The sequence below is a fragment of the Vibrio sp. Of7-15 genome (assembly GCF_022347565.1).
Lineage (GTDB): Bacteria > Pseudomonadota > Gammaproteobacteria > Enterobacterales > Vibrionaceae > NORP241.
The window spans coordinates 34,138-52,711 of record NZ_JAKRGH010000023.1 but is presented as its reverse complement, the minus strand read 5'-3'; the positions used below and the strand labels follow the sequence as shown (position 1 = coordinate 52,711).

At 43.7% G+C, this 18,574-nt stretch carries 19 protein-coding genes and 1 other RNA gene; 8 read left to right on the top strand and 12 right to left on the bottom strand.

Translation table 11 applies throughout. From position 1 onward, the window contains the following. Positions 1-10 precede the first annotated feature (10 nt). The 6 genes from lepB to rpoE all read right to left on the bottom strand — a co-directional run bounded on the left by lepB (position 11) and on the right by rpoE (position 5,537). Complete coding sequence (gene lepB / locus MHO82_RS19565) at positions 11-913, bottom strand: signal peptidase I (RefSeq protein WP_239186633.1); 903 nt, start codon at positions 911-913, stop codon at positions 11-13. A gap of 70 nt (positions 914-983) precedes the next feature. Continuing rightward, complete coding sequence (gene lepA, locus MHO82_RS19560; RefSeq protein WP_239186631.1) at positions 984-2,777, bottom strand: translation elongation factor 4; 1,794 nt, start codon at positions 2,775-2,777, stop codon at positions 984-986. A gap of 80 nt (positions 2,778-2,857) precedes the next feature. Next, positions 2,858-3,340 carry a SoxR reducing system RseC family protein gene (locus MHO82_RS19555; protein ID WP_239186629.1) on the bottom strand — a complete coding sequence of 161 codons (483 nt, stop codon included), beginning with the start codon at positions 3,338-3,340 and terminating at the stop codon, positions 2,858-2,860. Next, complete coding sequence (rseB, locus tag MHO82_RS19550; protein WP_239186627.1) at positions 3,340-4,308, bottom strand: sigma-E factor regulatory protein RseB; 969 nt, start codon at positions 4,306-4,308, stop codon at positions 3,340-3,342. The genes MHO82_RS19555 and rseB overlap by 1 nt, the downstream gene beginning before the upstream one ends. After that, positions 4,309-4,932, bottom strand: coding sequence for an RseA family anti-sigma factor (locus MHO82_RS19545; protein WP_239186625.1), 624 nt, complete (start codon positions 4,930-4,932; stop codon positions 4,309-4,311). 26 nt (positions 4,933-4,958) lie between these two features. Further along, positions 4,959-5,537 (bottom strand): RNA polymerase sigma factor RpoE, encoded by a 579-nt coding sequence (gene rpoE, locus MHO82_RS19540; protein WP_239186623.1) that lies wholly within the window; start codon positions 5,535-5,537, stop codon positions 4,959-4,961. A 303-nt stretch (positions 5,538-5,840) separates the two neighbouring features. On the opposite strand from rpoE, the gene nadB reads away from it, so the two are divergent. Then, positions 5,841-7,466 carry an L-aspartate oxidase gene (gene nadB, locus MHO82_RS19535; protein WP_239186621.1) on the top strand — a complete coding sequence of 542 codons (1,626 nt, stop codon included), beginning with the start codon at positions 5,841-5,843 and terminating at the stop codon, positions 7,464-7,466. A gap of 56 nt (positions 7,467-7,522) precedes the next feature. Here nadB and MHO82_RS19530 read toward each other — a convergent pair whose 3' ends face one another. After that, complete coding sequence (locus MHO82_RS19530; RefSeq protein ID WP_239186619.1) at positions 7,523-9,349, bottom strand: methyl-accepting chemotaxis protein; 1,827 nt, start codon at positions 9,347-9,349, stop codon at positions 7,523-7,525. A gap of 491 nt (positions 9,350-9,840) precedes the next feature. Beyond that, the gene (locus MHO82_RS19525) at positions 9,841-10,101 is read right to left on the bottom strand and encodes a succinate dehydrogenase assembly factor 2 (protein ID WP_239186617.1); all 261 of its coding nucleotides are present in this window, start codon (positions 10,099-10,101) and stop codon (positions 9,841-9,843) included. Between the two features lie 182 nt (positions 10,102-10,283). Here MHO82_RS19525 and ygfZ point away from each other — a divergent pair, with 182 nt between their 5' ends. The 4 genes from ygfZ (at position 10,284) to MHO82_RS19505 (ending at position 13,403) form a co-directional block, all read left to right on the top strand. Next, positions 10,284-11,261, top strand: a complete 978-nt coding sequence (gene ygfZ / locus MHO82_RS19520) for a tRNA-modifying protein YgfZ (protein ID WP_239186615.1) — start codon at positions 10,284-10,286, stop codon at positions 11,259-11,261. Further along, on the top strand, positions 11,254-11,724 hold the full coding sequence (locus MHO82_RS19515; RefSeq protein ID WP_239186613.1) for a YbaK/EbsC family protein: 471 nt from the start codon (positions 11,254-11,256) through the stop codon (positions 11,722-11,724). Before ygfZ ends, MHO82_RS19515 begins: the two co-directional genes overlap by 8 nt. Positions 11,725-12,033: 309 nt before the next feature. Then, complete coding sequence (locus MHO82_RS19510) at positions 12,034-12,969, top strand: LysR family transcriptional regulator (protein WP_239186611.1); 936 nt, start codon at positions 12,034-12,036, stop codon at positions 12,967-12,969. Positions 12,970-13,199: 230 nt separating this feature from the next. Beyond that, entirely contained in the window at positions 13,200-13,403 is a 204-nt protein-coding gene (locus MHO82_RS19505; protein ID WP_239186609.1) for a DUF1107 domain-containing protein, read from the top strand. 62 nt (positions 13,404-13,465) lie between these two features. Here MHO82_RS19505 and gcvH read toward each other — a convergent pair whose 3' ends face one another. The 4 genes from gcvH to MHO82_RS19485 all read right to left on the bottom strand — a co-directional run bounded on the left by gcvH (position 13,466) and on the right by MHO82_RS19485 (position 17,091). Then, entirely contained in the window at positions 13,466-13,858 is a 393-nt protein-coding gene (gene gcvH / locus MHO82_RS19500; protein WP_239186607.1) for a glycine cleavage system protein GcvH, read from the bottom strand. Between the two features lie 237 nt (positions 13,859-14,095). Next, positions 14,096-15,310, bottom strand: coding sequence for an FAD-dependent 2-octaprenylphenol hydroxylase (locus MHO82_RS19495; protein ID WP_239186605.1), 1,215 nt, complete (start codon positions 15,308-15,310; stop codon positions 14,096-14,098). A 2-nt stretch (positions 15,311-15,312) separates the two neighbouring features. Then, positions 15,313-16,500, bottom strand: coding sequence for a 2-octaprenyl-6-methoxyphenyl hydroxylase (ubiH, locus tag MHO82_RS19490; RefSeq protein WP_239186603.1), 1,188 nt, complete (start codon positions 16,498-16,500; stop codon positions 15,313-15,315). 21 nt (positions 16,501-16,521) lie between these two features. Next, positions 16,522-17,091 (bottom strand): YecA family protein, encoded by a 570-nt coding sequence (locus tag MHO82_RS19485; RefSeq protein ID WP_239186601.1) that lies wholly within the window; start codon positions 17,089-17,091, stop codon positions 16,522-16,524. Between the two features lie 273 nt (positions 17,092-17,364). Here MHO82_RS19485 and zapA point away from each other — a divergent pair, with 273 nt between their 5' ends. From zapA to MHO82_RS19470, 3 genes are all read left to right on the top strand, one after another. Beyond that, a complete protein-coding gene (zapA, locus tag MHO82_RS19480; RefSeq protein WP_239186683.1) occupies positions 17,365-17,667 on the top strand; it encodes a cell division protein ZapA in 303 nt (100 codons plus the stop codon). Positions 17,668-17,672: 5 nt separating this feature from the next. Then, a non-coding RNA gene (gene ssrS, locus MHO82_RS19475) (6S RNA) lies at positions 17,673-17,856 on the top strand. 3 nt (positions 17,857-17,859) lie between these two features. Beyond that, positions 17,860-18,435, top strand: a complete 576-nt coding sequence (locus tag MHO82_RS19470) for a 5-formyltetrahydrofolate cyclo-ligase (RefSeq protein ID WP_239186599.1) — start codon at positions 17,860-17,862, stop codon at positions 18,433-18,435. The last annotated feature ends 139 nt before the right edge of the window (positions 18,436-18,574 follow it).

Genomic DNA, 18,574 nt, shown 5'->3' with positions numbered 1-18,574 from the left:
TCTATCTCAATCAGTCAATGCCACCGATGCGGTTAAAACGCACACCAGTAGGGATCCAAGAAGGCAGCACACTATCGCTACTGCGTTCAAATTCAAAGCTGATCCAGATCCCGACCGCTTTACCAACAAGGTTCGCTTCAGGAACAAAGCCCCAATAGCGGCTGTCGGCACTGTTGTCTCGGTTATCACCCATTACAAAGTACTGCCCTTCCGGTACAACCCACTCGTTAATACCTGGGCGAGGTTGGTACGCAGAAACACGATCTCGGCGACTCGGGTTAACCAGAATCTGATGCTCAATATCACTCATCAATTTCTCTGAGTATTTAATGAGAGTGGTGTTATTTTGGTCAAACTCTGAATCTTGCTTATCGGTTAAAGCCACTACCTTACAACGGCTTTCCTCAGCAGATTTAATACAAAGTTGTTTACTGCTGTTGTAGTAAACGGTATCACCAGGTAAACCGACCACACGCTTGATGTAATCAATATTAGGCTGAGGCGGGTATTTAAACACCACCACATCACCACGTTCTGGTTCACCCACTTCTACCAATTTGCTACGCCATACTGGATCACGTAGACCATACGTAAACTTTTCAACCAAGATAAAATCACCAACTAATAGGGTTGGCATCATTGACCCGGATGGGATCTGGAACGGCTCATAAATAAAAGAGCGTAAAACTAAAACTAAGCCAATCACCGGGAAGATAGAAACCGACGTTTCGACCCAACTCGGCTGTGGCGCAATTTTAGCTAGGGTAACAGCATCTACTTGCCCGCCCGCTTCGACATCTGCAGCCTCAATTTTTAGCTTGCGCTTTGGCGCCCAAAGAAACTTATCCAGAGCCCAAACGATACCTGTCACTAAGGTCACAATGACCAAAATGAGCGAAAAAGTATTTGCCATTTATATCCCTTAAATCTTAATCATAAATATGGTTGAGCAGCACTCTACCCAACCACGATGCAATAATAGGTTAATCTTTACCTACATGCAGAATAGCCAAGAACGCTTCTTGAGGCAGCTCTACGTTACCGATCTGCTTCATACGTTTCTTACCTTCTTTCTGTTTCTTCAACAGTTTCTTCTTACGACTCACGTCACCACCGTAACATTTTGCGATTACGTTTTTACGCAGCTGCTTAACGGTGGAGCGAGCAATAATGTGGTTACCAATTGCAGCCTGAATTGCAATATCGAACATCTGACGAGGAATGAACTCTTTCATCTTCTCAACCAACAGACGACCACGGCCTTGCGCGTTGTCGTGGTGAGTGATGATAGCTAATGCATCCACACGGTCACCATTCAATAGTACATCAACACGTACCATGTTTGACGCTTCATAACGGTGGAAGTTGTAGTCTAGCGACGCATAACCACGAGATGTGGATTTCAGGCGATCAAAGAAGTCCAGTACCACTTCTGACATCGGAATATCATAAGTTAGGGCAACTTGATTACCGTGGTAAACCATGTCTACCTGAATACCGCGCTTCTCGACACATAGCGTAATTACATTACCTAGGTAATCCGATGGTACAAGAATGTTACAACGGGCAATCGGCTCGCGGATTTCATCCAAATCATTAACGGCTGGTAACTTCGAAGGGCTGTCTACATACAGTATCTCACCATCGGTTTTTACAACTTCGTATACTACCGTTGGTGCTGTTGTGATCAGGTCTAGATCGTATTCACGCTCTAAACGCTCTTGAATGATTTCCATGTGTAGCATACCTAAGAAGCCACAACGGAAACCAAAACCTAGTGCTGCTGAACTCTCTGGCTCATAGAACAGAGATGCATCATTTAGGCTTAATTTGCCCAGTGCATCACGGAAGTTCTCGTAATCATCAGAAGAAACAGGGAACAAGCCAGCATAAACCTGAGGTTTCACTTTTTGAAAACCTGGTAATGCTTCTTCGCTACCATGTTTCGCATGAGTTAATGTATCACCAACTGGTGCACCTAGGATGTCTTTAATACCACAAACAACCCAACCAACTTCGCCAGTTTGCAATACATCAGTATCAATTTGCTTAGGTGTAAAGATACCAATTCGATCAATACCCCAAACTTGGCCAGTACTCATTACTTTGATTTTGTCATTTTTCTTCAGAGAACCATTTTTGATTCGAACTAAAGAAACAACACCTAAGTAGTTATCAAACCAAGAATCGATAATAAGCGCTTGTGTTGGAGCATCAGGATCGCCTTCCGGAGCCGGAATCGCTGTTACGATGTTTTCTAATACATCCTCAACACCGATACCCGTCTTTGCAGAACAACGAGTTGCTTCCATGGCATCAATGCCAACAATTTCTTCAATTTCTTCTGATACGCGCTCAGGATCAGCTGCTGGCAGGTCAATTTTATTCAAAATTGGCACAACCTCTAGATCCATTTCAATAGCGGTGTAACAGTTTGCTAGGGTTTGTGCTTCAACACCTTGCCCTGCATCAACCACCAGCAATGCCCCTTCACAGGCAGCAAGAGAACGTGATACTTCATAAGAGAAGTCGACGTGTCCTGGTGTATCGATAAAGTTAAGTTGATAAGTTTCACCATCTTTTGCCTTGTAATCGAGCGTCACGCTCTGGGCTTTAATGGTGATACCGCGTTCGCGTTCTAGGTCCATGGAGTCAAGAACCTGCGCTTCCATTTCACGATTGGAAAGGCCACCGCATACTTGGATCAAGCGGTCGGATAAGGTCGACTTACCATGGTCGATATGTGCGATAATCGAAAAATTACGAATGTTCTTCATGGATTGGCGTGACTAACTCAATTAATTAATAGATGGGATCAAACGATCAAGTTGCAGGATTCTACCCAATTTCACTGCTGCTAGCTATCCTCAGATGCTGCATTTGTCGCCATATTTGCAGATAAAGGCATTCCAAGGACGCGAATTAACCGCAATTTATCGGCAGTTTTAGTTTCAATCGCCTTTGCAAGCAGCTTAGCAATGGTAATACCAAGGCCAGTAAACAGTACTGATGTGGCTATGGTAATCAACTCATTACCTGAAAACAGAGCTTCTGATATTCCTGCTCCTAGTATTAAAAATAGCAGAGGAACCATGTAAACCACCAACGCTGATTGCAATACGCTTTTTTCTGGTAAACCAATCTCAACCAGCTCTCCTACGTGCAATTTCGTGTCTGTTGTCAGCTGCCATTGGTGTTCTTTGCCCGGCAGAGCTTTCGAAACGATGCCTGTTCCACAGCTACTGCGAGAAGAACAATGACCGCAGCTGGTTTCTTGCTGACAACCCACTGTCACTCTCTGACTATCAACACGTAAAACGGTGGCGAGTGCTGTCATCATTACTGAGTCACCTTTTTGTTCACATTACGAAATGACACTGACTCAGCGATACGTTTAGCGGTAGATGGAGGAATATCGCCCACTACGGTAACTTCTCGTTGGCCATCAATATGACTATGAAACGTACGGCGGCCTTGTCTTACTAACTGCTCCCGAACAGACAAGCTATCTGCATCAGAAATATACACAGAGAAATTAAATAGCCCATCGGTGTACATTTGACTTTCAACTGCTTTTTCCGTGATAGCAAGGCGGTAGCTATTATAATTGATTGATTCAAAACCGGCTGGCTTCCAAGCTAAAAACCAACCAGCACTGCTGTTGCTTCGTCTTGGCATCGACACCGCAGTCGGAAGAGTTACTTGGTTCAAGCCATCCAACAAATCTGCAATTTTATCATTCACTACATAAGACACGGCACGATATTGCTCTAACGCCTCCCCTTCACGACTCACTAAATCAGTACGTAAGGGTAACTTGCTGCGTTCATCAATCCACACCATATAAGAGTAACGGTTACCGTCTTTTGGTACGACGCGAATCACATCACACGCTGAACCAGCTTCACGTGCTTTTCCCATGGACACAAAGTCATAATACTTAGACAGGTGCTCAATATCACTGTTCATGAGCGGCGGAATTGGGGCCACCATATTACTAGAAGCGATAGTAAATGGGTCTATACCTTGTTCGAAATAGCTGATTTCACTACCACGGCGGATCACTTCACGTACCGGACCGCTTAAATACACTAAGTGTGCTAAGGCTTGTTCATTATAAGTCGCATAGCGATACATCAGTGGCTCAATACTGTTTTGCTTAATCAGTATGTAAGACATTTCATAGTTTAGCTGTGTGCTAGCTTGGCCCATTTGATGCAATAAAGCCTCCGCAGATCTTGACTCTGCAGAGGCTTGAGAAGTCATCAAACTGACCAGTGCCAGCACACTGACCAGAATTTTTTTCATTTACTCCGCCAATATTAATTCTTGCTCTAACAACTCACGGTTAATTGAACCGTCTTGAGCATTCAGCCTTAGCTGTAATTCATAATCTTGTAGCATGGCATTAATACGGCGACGTTGCTCCATAAGCTGAGCTTCATCTGATGCTGAATGCCTAACAGTATCACGAGTTAAACTTACAGGCTCAACTGACCCGGCAAACGGAATAGTGTTTAAAACTGGAAGTTGTTCTGCCGGATTTAACTCGCCCTCGCCACCATTATATTGCTGAACACCAACAATAACAGCAAGAGAGACACAGGCCGCAATTGCTACTTGGCCAAATTGCGTTAACCACGTAGGTAAAGTTCGTTTTACTTCTTGAGGGGTTGGCTGCTCTTCAACGAATGTGTCTACTGACTCAAGCTTATTCACTGAGTGAGCAGGTTCATTTTCCAAAGCTAAAGCCACACTGTCTGCAATATTCCATTCCTTGCATTCAGGGGCATCACCACGCATCACATCACCAACAAGGTGAAAGTTCTGCCATGTTTCAGAGGATTTTTTATCATCAGTTAGAGAAGCAATAAGGCTTGGTTCAATTGCTTCTCCATCCATCAGAGCTGAAAGTTTTTCTTTGTCAGCCATTATCATCACCGTTTAACCGCTGGTTTCTAGCGCTGCATTAAAGGTCGAATTTTCTTTTCAACCGCTTCTCGAGCCCGGAAAATACGTGAACGTACCGTACCCACTGGACACCCCATTATTTCTGCGATCTCTTCATAACTTAAACCATCCAGTTCTCGTAATGTGATCGCGGTTTTTAAATCATCCGGCAGAGACTCTATCGTGCCAAAAACAACTTGTTTCAATTCATCTGACAACGTTAAGTTCTCAGGGTTCGATATTTCTTTTAAAGCGCCACTATTCTCATAGTATTCAGCATCTTCAGCATCGACATCCGTTGCAGGTGGGCGTCTACCCTGGGCGACTAAGTAGTTTTTAGCCGTGTTCACTGCGATACGATATAACCAGGTATAAAAAGCGCTTTCGCCTCTAAACCCTGGTAACGCACGATATGCCTTAATAAACGCTTCTTGAGCTACGTCTGGCACATCACCGGAATTGCTGACATAACGAGAAATAAGGTTACATACTTTATTTTGATATTTTACTACCAAAAGATTAAACGCTTGTTTATCGCCACGCTGAACTCGCTCAATCAATACTTGATCAGTCAACTGCTCGCTCATTCGAGCACGCACTCCTATTCGTTATTATTTATCTTAGCGGATTATTAAAAAGTGAATACTTAGACTGCAAAAAGTCATATTGACACCACCGCTGGTTTGAGCACTATGTAGGACAGTGTTACTACACTGAAGTTCCATCCATAATAAAAATACATTACGGCCCAAATAATCATTACTTTAGGCTGATAAATAGCTATGGACACCATTTTGGGCTCTGTACCCACTAGCTTACACTGGTAAATGTGACGAACAAAGACGGATTTTGATAAGATAACTGGATTACGACAGGGACATGATATTTATATGAACGAAAACCGTGAACAAACTCGTGAACACCTTTGCGATGTATTAGTGATTGGTAGTGGTGCTGCTGGCTTATCTCTTGCGCTTCGTGTAGCACCTTACGGTAAAGTAACCGTATTAAGTAAGGGGCCGCGCAGTGAAGGGGCTACCTTTTATGCCCAAGGTGGGATTGCCGCTGTATTTGATGAGTCAGACAGCATTGAATCTCATGTCCAGGATACTCAAATTGCTGGTGCAGGATTATGCGACGAAGATGTCGTCACTTTCATTGCCGAAAACGCAAAGCACTGTGTGCAGTGGCTGATTGATGGCGGTGTACCCTTTGATCGTGAGGAAAACGACAATAATGGGAACCCTCGTTATCACCTAACCCGAGAAGGTGGCCATAGTCATCGCCGTATTCTTCATGCTGCCGACGCAACAGGCATGGCTGTACAAAATTCATTGCAAGACAATGTATTAAACCACCCCAATATTACTATTTTAGAGCGCCATAACGCCCTTGATTTAATTACGGCTGATAAAATTGGTGGCAGCAGTGACGATATTGTTGGGGCCTATATTTGGAACCGTAATGAAGAGCAAGTGGAAACGGTACGAGCCAAATTTGTGGTGTTAGCCACTGGTGGTGCTTCCAAAGTATACCAATACACCTCTAATCCAGATGTCTCATCAGGTGATGGTATTGCCATGGCATGGCGCGCAGGTTGCCGAGTGGCCAATTTAGAATTCAACCAGTTCCATCCAACGTGTTTATACCACCCTGAAGCGCGCAACTTCTTGTTAACGGAAGCGCTCCGTGGCGAAGGTGCCTATTTAAGACGCCCTGATGGCACACGCTTTATGCCAGACATCGACCCTCGTGAAGAACTGGCTCCTCGTGATATTGTGGCTCGTGCTATCGACTACGAAATGAAACGCTTAGGCGCAGACTGTATGTACATTGACATCAGCCACAAGCCAAAAGAATTCATTGAAAAGCATTTCCCAACCATTCATGAAAAATTGCTTGGCTTTGGCTTTGATATGACCAAAGAGCCGATTCCAATCGTCCCAGCGGCTCATTACACGTGTGGTGGTGTGATTGTTGATCAACAAGGTCAAACGGATCTGAAGCAACTCTATGCCATTGGTGAAGTCAGTTACACTGGTCTTCATGGTGCCAATCGCATGGCTTCTAACTCATTACTTGAATGCGTGGTATACGCTTGGTCGGCTGCCGAAGATATTATTCGTCAAATTAGCGACGTGCCAATGCCGCCAAGCTTACCTAATTGGGATGAAAGTAAAGTGACCTGCTCTGATGAAGAAGTCGTGATTCAGCATAACTGGCATGAGCTACGTCTTTTCATGTGGGATTATGTGGGAATTGTACGTACAGATAAACGCCTAGAGCGAGCACTGCGCCGTATTAAACTACTAAAACAGGAAACGCACGACTATTACAGTAACTTCAAAGTATCGAACAATTTACTTGAGCTAAGAAACTTACTGGATGTGGCAGAGTTAATGATCCGCTGTGCTATGGAACGTAAAGAAAGCTGTGGTTTACACTACACCTTAGATTATCCTGAAGCGAAAGAGCATTCAGGGCCAACCATTCTGGTTCCAGAGCGCAAAAAATAAAACACAGCCGCCAACAACATAAAAAAGGAAGGTTCGATACCTTCCTTTCTTTTTATTTACTCCGCTTTAAATCTCACAATGGCTTTTTCTAACACGGCAGACTGTTCCGCGACCCCTCGCGCCGCCAACGAGTTCTCCGACGCCACTTTACTGTTATGCTCTGTGATATCACGAATTGAAGTTACATTTTTACTCACATCTTCCGACACCAAACTTTGTTCTTCTACCGCAGCCGCGATTTGGGTACTGGTATCCATGATCAATTGCATTTCCACAATAATATCTTGCAGTCTTTGCTGCGCTGCTGTGGCTTGTTCAACACTGTGCTCGCCTTTCTCCCTACACACCGCAATGTGCTCCACCACTTGGCCTGTTTGTCCTTGTAATGAACCAATAATGGATGAAATCTCTTCCGTCGATTGACGCGTCCGCATCGCTAACGCTCGTACTTCGTCGGCCACCACGGCAAAACCTCGTCCTTGCTCACCCGCTCGTGCCGCCTCAATCGCTGCATTTAATGCCAATAAGTTTGTCTGCTCTGAAATATCTCGAATCACACTTAATACAGACCCAATAGAGTCAGATAAAGCCGCAAGGTTAGTCACTTCTTCTGTTGCTTGCTCCAGTTCATGAGATAAAGAACCAATGGTGTCACACGTCCGCTGCACCTCTTCGCTACCTTTGACCGCTTTTAAGTGACTTTGATTGGCTTTATCAGCGGCACTCTCCGTATTTTTGGAAATACCTCCAATAGTGACCCCCATTTGATTAATGGCCGTCGCCACCATATCGGTTTCAGTTTGCTGCTGTCCTAACGCTTCTTCAGCATCATGACTGCGTGCTTGCAACGTATTCGAAGCGATCCCTAATTGATTAATCGCCTGATTCACATCCCCAATTAAGAGCCGTAAACTCGCCAATAGCTGATTAAAATTCATGGCCATGTCAGCCAATTCATCATTACCAGATTCGTCCGCCGTTAGCGTTAAATCATGGCTGGTCGCAATACTCGACATCAATTGAGAAATGACACTAATACGACGTTGAATAATACGGCTGATATACAAACTCGCCGTAATCAGCAAGATCACAACCAGTGCAAGGCTGATCACCGTGGTTGTCCACGTTGCCTTTTTTTGTACCACTAATTCATCTTGGAGTGTGCTTCTCATGACTTTGAATTGTGCCTCAATTTCATGGGAGCCCTTACGGATCAAGCCGCGTAAGCCCGATTTATGATCAAGTCCCACCACCTTTTTTTGGGCCAACACTTTTTCAAATAACCTTTCAAAGTCAGATAAAAGAACTTGTTGTTCACGACTCAGACGCTCAGCAAGGTTCATTGAAAGTTCACGATAAAGCCCTAATAACTCGGTATTATTCGTCGCGAAAATCAGCTCAGCCGTTTGCATCAACGCTTCTGTTTGATAAAACACTTCACCCGATAACTGATTTAATAGCTCTTTCTCTACAGATTGTGTTTGTTTGTATAAACCGGGAATACCTTTAACCCCCAGCACCTTATAACCATCAATTAACTGATTAAATCCCGCAGAATAATTATCCAGCGCCTGAATAACACCATCCACTTGGGGCAAATTAACCCCAGTGGCAGCTAAATTCTCTCGCAACTGCTGAGTGGTTTGATGGAATCGTTGAGTATTTTTACCAAAAGTGGCTTGATATTTAGGGTCTAGGCGGGATAAGAAATCTTTTTCGTTACGACGCAAGTTTAATAGAATAACCTCAAGCTCATTTACTAAAGTGGCATTTTTACTTAGGTTCACCAGCTTATCTTGGGATTTCCAACTCAACCCCGCCACCGCTAATAACGCAACAATGGCTAAGGCGGACAATAATAAAAGTCTGTATTTAATCTTCATCTCTACACATCACTACCGTAGTTACAACTAAAAAATAGATTAATAATAAAACTATAGTTTAGATTAACATGGATGTTATGAATGAATGTTTGTCACAGAGTATATAAAAATTAAGGAGTTACCATTGATGAATTAATCGGGCAAGATTTCGGTATTGCTCATCACTGCAACTGTCCTTCCAGACAAGAATAATCTTACGAGCTCTACTGCCTCGGCTAATTAATACAATAACCCAGCGGGAAAACAGCACACAAGAACAATGCAAATAAATAACGTGCTGCCAATGTATTTTTCTCTCTTTAGTCACGCTTAATAAACCGCACTGTCTCTTGAGCTGCCGACACATTGCACGATATTCTAAAAATAATGGAACCGAGAGAATGAAACTAAGTAGAAATGGAAGGAAAGAAACAAAAAATAAGACCCATAGCGTGAAACAGAAAACAACTGTCGTCACGCTATGAGCTAATTTGGAAGGAGTTACATTAATATCAACGCAACTTGCTAAGATTATGCGCAACAATTTTATCCACCATGGCGGCATGGGTTAAATTTTCACTGCGACCATGCCCCATGATCCAAGTAAACAAATCTGGATCATCACACTCAAGTAAAGAAGCAAAATCTTGTTGTTCTTTTTCGGTCAAATCATCAAAACATTCTTCGTAGAAAGGCATAACAACCACATCTAGCTCTAACATCCCACGGCGGCAAGCCCACTTAATTCGTGCTTTTTCTTCTGCGCTATACATAATAACCTCAGGTTTCTTTATTCTGCTTTCAGTTTACCAGCCCCTATTTATTTGGCCTATTAAGTTAAACGCTTGATGGCTAAAGATGCGACATTAAGCACTGCCCAACCTTGGAGTGCTGACAAACGTGGCCAGTCGATTTAACATAGCCCTATCAATCTTTTCATTTATAGGCACTCTTAATGACTGCGTGGACAAATCAATTCTCTCCTTTGGCACTAACTAGCCAAGAAGCTCTGCCATCACTGGCAATCAGCCATCTGACCAATTGGTCGCTTATCTCAGTCATTGGCGATGATAAGAAATCTTACCTGCATGGCCAAGTAACCTGTGATGTGGTGTCATTGAACAACACAGATTCCACCATGGGTGCTCACTGTGATGCCAAAGGAAAGGTATGGTCTGCTTTTCGCCTATTCCATCACAACGATGGATACGCACTTTTTCAGCGACGTGAAGCCGTTGACACTAAACTGGCGGAAATCAAAAAGTACTCGGTATTCTCTAAAGTTGACTTCACCCTTGCTGACGATATCTTGCTGGGCGTGACCGGTTCAGATGCAGAGCAGTTCATTAATAACTTAAGCAATGAATCTGGTAATGTTCGCACGATCTCTGGTGGTACCGCTGTAAAAGTTGCAGACGAGCAATGGTTACTGGCTTTAAACTCAGCCAAAGCCGAAGAGCTGATCACTGCCAATGAAAGTGACGCCATTTTCAGCACAGACACCCTGTGGGATCTTTACGATATTCGTGCCGCACTGCCACGTATTGAATCTGCAACCATTAATGAATTCATCCCTCAGGCTATCAACGTACAAGCAGTAGGTGGAATTAGTTTCACCAAAGGCTGCTACACTGGTCAAGAGACTGTCGCAAGAGCAAAGTACCGAGGCATAAATAAACGTGCGATGTACATTGTTTCTGGTCAATCAGAACAAGCACCTAAAGCTGGCGATGCTCTAGAGCGCAGTGTAGGTGAAAACTGGCGTAAGGGCGGAACCTTCATTGCTGGTTACCAATTTAGTGATAACACCGCCATTGGTTTAGTCGTGCTGCCCAATGATTTAGATGACGATACACAACTTCGTTTAGCTAATCACGAGGCACTACTGTGGCAAAAACAGCCACTACCATACTCGCTAGACGATAATGAATAATTTTTCAACGTCGATTATTGAGTTTTTGCGTAGCAGGCAGGTGGACTACCGCCTGCTTTGCCACCAAACACCCGCAAAAACCATCGAAGATGCCGCAAAACAACGGGGTGTTTTACCCGGCCAAATGGTCAAATCTATATTACTAAGAGACATGGGCGGCTTATACGCTTTGGCCTGTGTGCCTGGCGATCAACAAGTTGACCCTAAAAAAGTACGGGCATTTTTACAATGTCGGCGAATGACCTGTGTCGATGCCGAAAGCGTACAAGAAGTCACGGGTTTTGCATTAGGCACAGTAGCACCAATCGCTTTGAAAGCCCCGATCCCCATCATCATGGATCCACAATTGCAACAACAGGAATGGGTCAACATAAGCAGTGGTAGTAACATGGCAGGCCTAGAGCTTCGCTTTGCCGATCTTATTCAACTATGTCAGCCAAGCTTTTATGCCATTTGCCGTTAACCGACCAATATTCACTGACCGTACTTACATCATATTACATCGTTATGTAGAGCACAGTCTCAAATAGCACAGTTAATATGTGAATTATTAATCAAAAAAGATGAATAAATAGCAAATATTTATTTTTTGATATAACTTATTTACATCTAAGTTGTTTATCACCAATTTAGATCATCGAAATTGTTTAACTCCGAACAATTTTCTCATGTAATGCATCTGTGACTATTCGCCCGCTCGTTCGGGCATTTTTTTACTTACTTTTCCGCTTTTCATATACTGCCTACCAAACTCTATTTACGTAGCAAACAGATGAAAAACATTAACTGGCGAGGTATCGACCTTAATTTATTGGTTACCTTTTCTGCGCTCATGGATGCCCGAAGTGTCACTAAAGCCGCAGAACGATTGTCATTAGGGCAATCAGCCATGAGCCATAACCTAGCGAGGTTAAGAAAGTTAATGGGGGATCCTCTCTTTGAACGTAAAGGCCATGAGATGTGCCCTTCGAAGCGAGCAATAGAGCTAGACCCTATCATCAAAAATCTGCTCAATACCATTGAAAAAGACATCTTACAGCCCGCTCCCTTTGATCCGGCTACCTGCACAGAACAATTCAATATCGGCTTAACCGATTATGCAGAACTCATTTTTGCTCCTGCACTCTATGACGCTCTGCATAAAATCGCCCCTAAAGCGAGTCTTAGCTTTCACAACATCGATAAACAAAACTTCAACCACAGTTTCGACAATGGCCAAGTAAACCTAATTATTGGCGCCATGGAGCCCAACGATCCGTCTATTAAAAAACGATTTTTATATACAGAAAAACACGTTTGTTTATACGATAAATCAGCAACACATTTAGGTGATACCATTACTCTGGCAGAATACCTGAAAGTCCCCCATGCACTCGTCACCCCTTCGGGTCAGCTACAAAGCAATGTGGATAGTTACTTACATCAGCAGAATTTAAGCCGACAGGTTGCCGTTGGATCTCGCCATTTTCTGACTGTCCGCCAGCTATTAAATAATCGAAACTTGCTCTGTGTCGTGTCTGAACTAATGGCTAAACTCGATACGTTCAATGACAACTTAACTCAAACAAGAGCCCCGATTGATATCCCTGACTTCAACATCAATTTGTTATGGCGACAGCGAGATAATCAGCACCCCACCTTATTGTGGCTCATTGATCTCATTACTCATACCATCACTGATCGTGTAAACTGGCTTCGTACTCGGTGAGTAATTTTTTATTCATCAATGGTACAACCAGATAATAATCTATAATTAGTGACCAAATGGCTCGCAAATTACAAAATTCAGCATTTAATTCTGAGCTGAGAATTAAATGCAAATAACACAACTATCAATCAATGCTAATCATGAATTTAATTCTGCCCTCGTCACATTAATGTCATAGATTGTCATTTATAATCTCTGCGATTTTATTCAATCGTAGAGAGAAGTCTGTAATGCGCCTATTTAAAAGCTATGCGCCGAGCATGATTGCCAAGCACATTAGCCGATTATTCAAAGGAAGAATTTACATCAATGGCAGGGGAAGTTACGAATTTGATCACGGGAAATTGATTATTCCAGAGCAAGCACAAAAAAAACATTTTGTAACCGTGAAAGAAGTAAACCAAGAAATAAGAAAATTAAAACACGCTTACTAAGACTAAATCAGCCCTTGTGATAAGGGCTGATTCTTTTTTAATTAGGAAAGAAAGAGACACATTTACTCTTCATCTTCGATCAATTCTTCATACGCTTCAGCACTGAGCAGATCGTTAACTTCATCTTCATCTTCAGCTTTTACTTTAAATAACCAGCCATCCCCGTAAGGATCACTGTTAACGAGCTCTGGTGCCCCTTCAAGATCTTCATTCACCTCAATGATTTCTCCTGTTAATGGGCTATAAATATCAGAGGCCGCTTTTACCGACTCAGCGACCGCACAGTCATCACCAGCGTTAATACTCATCCCTGCTTCAGGGACATCAATGAACACCATATCGCCTAATAAAGATTGAGCATGATCGGAAATACCGACTACGTAGACTCCATCTCCCTCAGGGCGAACCCATTCATGGGAGTTGGTATATTGTAATTCAGAAGGGACCTGACTCATTCAACTTTCCTTATTCCTAGACTCACCACATTAAATTGCACTGGCGCAGTAATATGACTGCTGCCGTCATTTTCAACGTAAAACATCAGAACAAATTCGCCAAGAAAATAAGCGTTATTTATCCAATAATTTTAACTAAATCAAGCTTAGTGCAGACTATAAAAGCAGCAAAGAAAAAGAAGAGAAAATAATAAAAGGAAGGAAAGAGCAGCGTAATAAAACCCTGCTCTGGGGAAGCTACTTCTTCGCTTTAGCCAACTCAGGAAGGTGCCCTGTTAAGCCAAGCGCTTTACGCATAAATTCATCTTTCACACCTGGCAAGTGATTTGCCATGGTCATACCGATATCGCGGAACAGTTTTTTGGCCGGATTTTGACCTGCAAAAAGATCCTTAAAACCTTGCATGGCGGCGATCATTTTAGCAGCCTCAGCTTTACGCCAGCGCTCATAAGAACGTAGATTGCGCTTTAAGCCAATATCTTGATTTTCTAGCCATAATTGCTTTACCTCTTGAGCCAAAGAGGCGGCATCAAGTAAACCTAAATTCACTCCCTGCCCCGCAAGTGGATGTATGGTATGTGCTGCATCGCCAACCAAAGCCACACGCTCTCGAACAAAGTCTTGGGCATAGCGCATTTTAAGTGGGAAGGCTTGCCTTTCACCTTCAACTTTGCATAACCCTAACTGATTATCAAAGGCTGCTGTCACTGCTTTATTAAATTCCACCTCTGGCATTGCCACCAGCTCATCCGCTTTAACAGGATCAATGGACCATACAATCGAGCACAAATCAGGCTCTGATAAAGGCAGAAAAGCAAGAGGGCCTTCAGGGCGGAAAATCTGGCGAGCAGTTTGCTTATGCTCATCCGCCGTTCTAATGTTAGCGACTAGGGCACTATGGCCATAATCACGATGGGTAAGAGGAATATCTAAGTGATTTCGCAGCCAAGAGTTGGCTCCATCAGCCCCAACAACCAATTTAGCCGTAATTGCCTTACCAGATTCCAACGACAGCCACGCTTCACTCTCACCAAACACCACATTGCTGCAACGCTCTGGCGCTAATAAAATGGCATTCTCTTGCTGACGTATTTGATCCAATAAGGCCAATTGAATCACACGGTTTTCAACAATATGTCCTAGATCCCTTTGAGCTAGCTTCGCGGCATCAAAATCAATGCTGGCAAAGCTGTCTTGTTCCCATACACGCATAGAGTGATACGGTGCACTACGACGTTGTTCAATCCCTTGCCATGCTCCAACGCGACGTAAAATACGCTCACTGGCACGACTCAAAGCAGACACTCGAATGTCTGGTAATGGCGCAAGTTCAGGTTCCGGTAACTTACCTTCAATCACGGCAATTCGTAATTCGGTATCGGCCAAAGCAGCGGCCAATGTTAAACCAACCATGCCACCACCGATGATGGCAATATCTACACTCTGCATCATAATTATCTTTCTACTAGTCCCATCGCTCGTAACGTCAACGGTGATTTTAAAGGTTGGCAATTATCCATCGCCATCAAAGCCAAATTGCGTGTTAGAGCTAAAGGCCACGTTTGATTAGCAAACACATGGACCAAACCCGCAGTCATGGTCACGGTTGCTTGTCGATCAGGTGAACGTCTTTGTTGATAACGGCTAAGCACGTTATATTCACCAATATCTTGCTGTTGCTGATGTGCTAGCATAATTTCTTCCGCAAGCCCCATAACATCTCGTAAGCCTAAATTAAATCCTTGTCCTGCAATTGGATGCAATGTTTGTGCGGCATTTCCTACCACAGCAACACGATGGGAAACCATCTGCGTCGCTTCACGAAGTAACAAAGGATAACTCGCCCGTAAACCTGTTTTTATCAGTTTACCAAGCCGCCACCCAAACGCACTTTGAAGCTCATCAAGAAATTCAGCCTCTTCCAGTGCCATGACTCGTTCTGCATCACTCGGCTTTAAGCACCACACCAATGAGCTACGTCCTTTAGACATGGGCAATAACGCAATAGGGCCATGCTCTGTAAAACGCTCAAAGGCTTTTCCATTATGCGCCTGCTCTGTGGTGACATTAGCTATGATCGCCACTTGCTCAAAATCATGCACTTGATGATCAATGCTCACCGCCTGACAACAATGAGATATGCCACCATCCGCAGCCACCAGCAAAGAGGTCGTCACTTGCTCGCCATCGGATAACGTCACCTGACACTGGGGTTGAGTTCGAGAGACCTCACTGACTTTGGCAGGACACAACAACGAGATCGACTCTCGTTGCTGCATTTCATGGTGGTAAGTTTGGCCAACATCCGCCAGTTCCACCACATAACCTAAACTCGGTAACCCTTGCTGAGAGGAAGTAATGTCCGTCACACCAAAGTGACCACGATCAGACACATGAATATCTTGGATCTTAGTGGCTAGAGGCGCTAATTTATCCCATAGCTTCACCGATTCTAATAATTGAGTAGTACCGTATGACAGCGCAATGCTTCGAGCATCGTAACCCGGGTGCTCACCAAATTGGGGCTCTACCGCTTCAACCACTGCAATGGTTAAATTCGATTGACTTAAGGTATCTAAGGCAAGTGCTAGCGTTGCGCCTGCCATTGCTCCCCCCGCAATCACCACATCATAATGCTTCATACCGCCTACTTCTCTATCTGATTAATGAATCGTTGGTTCTGTTTCTTCTTGTGGGCGCTGGCCCAACTCTGCGTGAATCGTCAATACACACACTCGAACATGCTCAATCACTTGTTCTAATAAGTTCGCTTGCTCTTCCATGTCATCGTCTTCATCAATACCAAGACGGGCCATTTCCTCAAGATCAGTCAGTGCTTCTTTTAACTCATCTGACGCTTCTTTTAGCTTGATGTCTGCTAGACCAAGCCCTGACAAAAAGTGATTAATCCACTCACTCAAGCTGTCTGCACGCTCAACCAAAGAGCCATCTTCATCAGAAAGAAGTAACGACAGTTCTAGATCCGTTCCGGTTAATTCTTGTACGCTGCTTTTAAAAATCGACTCAGCCGTTTGTAGCGCACTATCAGGCCACCCCATGCCATCATTCGTGTAGTCAAACAGTAATGGTTTCCAGCTTTCATCAGTAAACGCTAAGCCACCGCTTAACATTCCAACTAATAAGCCATGTAACTCGGCTGGACTCACCGATAAACTTGCTGACTGTAATGTTGATTCAACAGCAATGTATTCTGGTAGGTTTATTTCACTCATGATGAGCTCACTCTCTGACGTTAGCGAATATTGGGAATGTGTTATGCTATCACTTCAGGTATAGTCAGCAAACTAACTAATCTGGCAAAGTTTTCATATTCCTGTAATAAGTGAACGACTCTGGTTAGCTTTTCACCATATTGCTGCATTCCTGACACTTTAGGCACATAAACACGATAAAGCCTTGAATCTTTTTAAGGGTTTTCCTATAGTTTGCGACCAGCCAAAAGGATGGCTTTTAGGTAGCGTTTGAATAAAGCGAGTTCTGAACTAATGAGTAACCAACCAGTACAAGTCCAAATTTTAGGGCGTACGATTAAGGTCAACTGCCCAACCGGAGAAGAAGACGCTCTCATCGCGGCAGCGAAAGACTTCGATCAACGGTTGCATCAGCTCTCTGAACGCACTAAAGTAACCAATACTGAGCAGCTGCTCATCATCGCAGCGCTTAATGCTTGTCATGATCTACAGACAGCAAAAAAGGAAGCACAAGGCTATTTTTCTCAAGTAAATCAACGTATGCAGCTACTAAGCAATACGTTGGAAAAAGCCTTAATACAGCAAGGACAGCAGTAGCAAAATTTACCCTGGAGTGTGCGTCAGTGGATCTATGTCCCTGAGCCGATAAGCAAATCTAAGGGTTAGTACTTGAATACTATTGAGCATGCTCGGCTTGTACTGAGAAGCCTACGGTAATCATTGCTGATCCGCCTTGAACCGCAGGGTTCAAGGGCTATGATCCCACAACGGCACTCTGGGGCTCTAACAATGCGAACAACCATTCGAAAAAAAATTCGTGAGCAACGCCGCTCATTATCTTCTCTTCAACAACAACAATCCGCGAAACGACTGCTGCGTCAATGCCAGCAATTTGACCTACTGGCAGATGCCCAACACATCGCGATTTACCTATCCGCCGACGGCGAAATTGACACGAAACCCATTATTGAATGGTTATGGCAACAAAATAAAAACGTCTATTTACCTGTGATTCATCCATTTACTGCGGGCCACTTACTGTTTTTACACTACACGCCAAATACCATCATGCACGACAATCAATATGGTATCGCGGAGCCAAAACTAGATGTAACAACGTTAATCCCTATTTCCAAGCTTGATTTGATTGCCACTCCCTTAGTTGCTTTTGATTCAACAGGACAACGCCTAGGAATGGGAGGCGGTTATTACGATCGCACACTGAGCCAGTGGCATCAGCACCAACAAGGTCCCCGCCCTTTTGGGCTGGCTCACGACTGCCAACAAGTGGAATCTCTGCCTTGTGAAAGTTGGGATGTCCCTCTACCTGATATCCTAACCCCTTCTAAACATTGGCAGTGGTGATGGCACTTTCAACAAAGCTATCTTTGTCACATTTTTCGTCAGACAGATCCTAATGAGTAAGCTATAATCGCGGCACGATTTAGCAATCGATTCCCTTTATATTCAATCGATATATTACCGTCATCATTAGGAGAACGGC

Excerpts from the sequence above, each read along its gene's own strand:
- lepB (WP_239186633.1), bottom strand. The coding sequence starts at position 913 with ATGGCAAATACTTTTTCGCTCATTTTGGTCATTGTGACCTTAGTGACA.
- lepA (WP_239186631.1), bottom strand. The coding sequence starts at position 2,777 with ATGAAGAACATTCGTAATTTTTCGATTATCGCACATATCGACCATGGT.
- MHO82_RS19555 (WP_239186629.1), bottom strand. The coding sequence starts at position 3,340 with ATGATGACAGCACTCGCCACCGTTTTACGTGTTGATAGTCAGAGAGTG.
- rseB (WP_239186627.1), bottom strand. The coding sequence starts at position 4,308 with ATGAAAAAAATTCTGGTCAGTGTGCTGGCACTGGTCAGTTTGATGACT.
- MHO82_RS19545 (WP_239186625.1), bottom strand. The coding sequence starts at position 4,932 with ATGGCTGACAAAGAAAAACTTTCAGCTCTGATGGATGGAGAAGCAATT.
- rpoE (WP_239186623.1), bottom strand. The coding sequence starts at position 5,537 with ATGAGCGAGCAGTTGACTGATCAAGTATTGATTGAGCGAGTTCAGCGT.
- nadB (WP_239186621.1), top strand. The coding sequence starts at position 5,841 with ATGAACGAAAACCGTGAACAAACTCGTGAACACCTTTGCGATGTATTA.
- MHO82_RS19530 (WP_239186619.1), bottom strand. The coding sequence starts at position 9,349 with ATGAAGATTAAATACAGACTTTTATTATTGTCCGCCTTAGCCATTGTT.
- MHO82_RS19525 (WP_239186617.1), bottom strand. The coding sequence starts at position 10,101 with ATGTATAGCGCAGAAGAAAAAGCACGAATTAAGTGGGCTTGCCGCCGT.
- ygfZ (WP_239186615.1), top strand. The coding sequence starts at position 10,284 with ATGACTGCGTGGACAAATCAATTCTCTCCTTTGGCACTAACTAGCCAA.
- MHO82_RS19515 (WP_239186613.1), top strand. The coding sequence starts at position 11,254 with ATGAATAATTTTTCAACGTCGATTATTGAGTTTTTGCGTAGCAGGCAG.
- MHO82_RS19510 (WP_239186611.1), top strand. The coding sequence starts at position 12,034 with ATGAAAAACATTAACTGGCGAGGTATCGACCTTAATTTATTGGTTACC.
- MHO82_RS19505 (WP_239186609.1), top strand. The coding sequence starts at position 13,200 with ATGCGCCTATTTAAAAGCTATGCGCCGAGCATGATTGCCAAGCACATT.
- gcvH (WP_239186607.1), bottom strand. The coding sequence starts at position 13,858 with ATGAGTCAGGTCCCTTCTGAATTACAATATACCAACTCCCATGAATGG.
- MHO82_RS19495 (WP_239186605.1), bottom strand. The coding sequence starts at position 15,310 with ATGATGCAGAGTGTAGATATTGCCATCATCGGTGGTGGCATGGTTGGT.
- ubiH (WP_239186603.1), bottom strand. The coding sequence starts at position 16,500 with ATGAAGCATTATGATGTGGTGATTGCGGGGGGAGCAATGGCAGGCGCA.
- MHO82_RS19485 (WP_239186601.1), bottom strand. The coding sequence starts at position 17,091 with ATGAGTGAAATAAACCTACCAGAATACATTGCTGTTGAATCAACATTA.
- zapA (WP_239186683.1), top strand. The coding sequence starts at position 17,365 with ATGAGTAACCAACCAGTACAAGTCCAAATTTTAGGGCGTACGATTAAG.
- MHO82_RS19470 (WP_239186599.1), top strand. The coding sequence starts at position 17,860 with ATGCGAACAACCATTCGAAAAAAAATTCGTGAGCAACGCCGCTCATTA.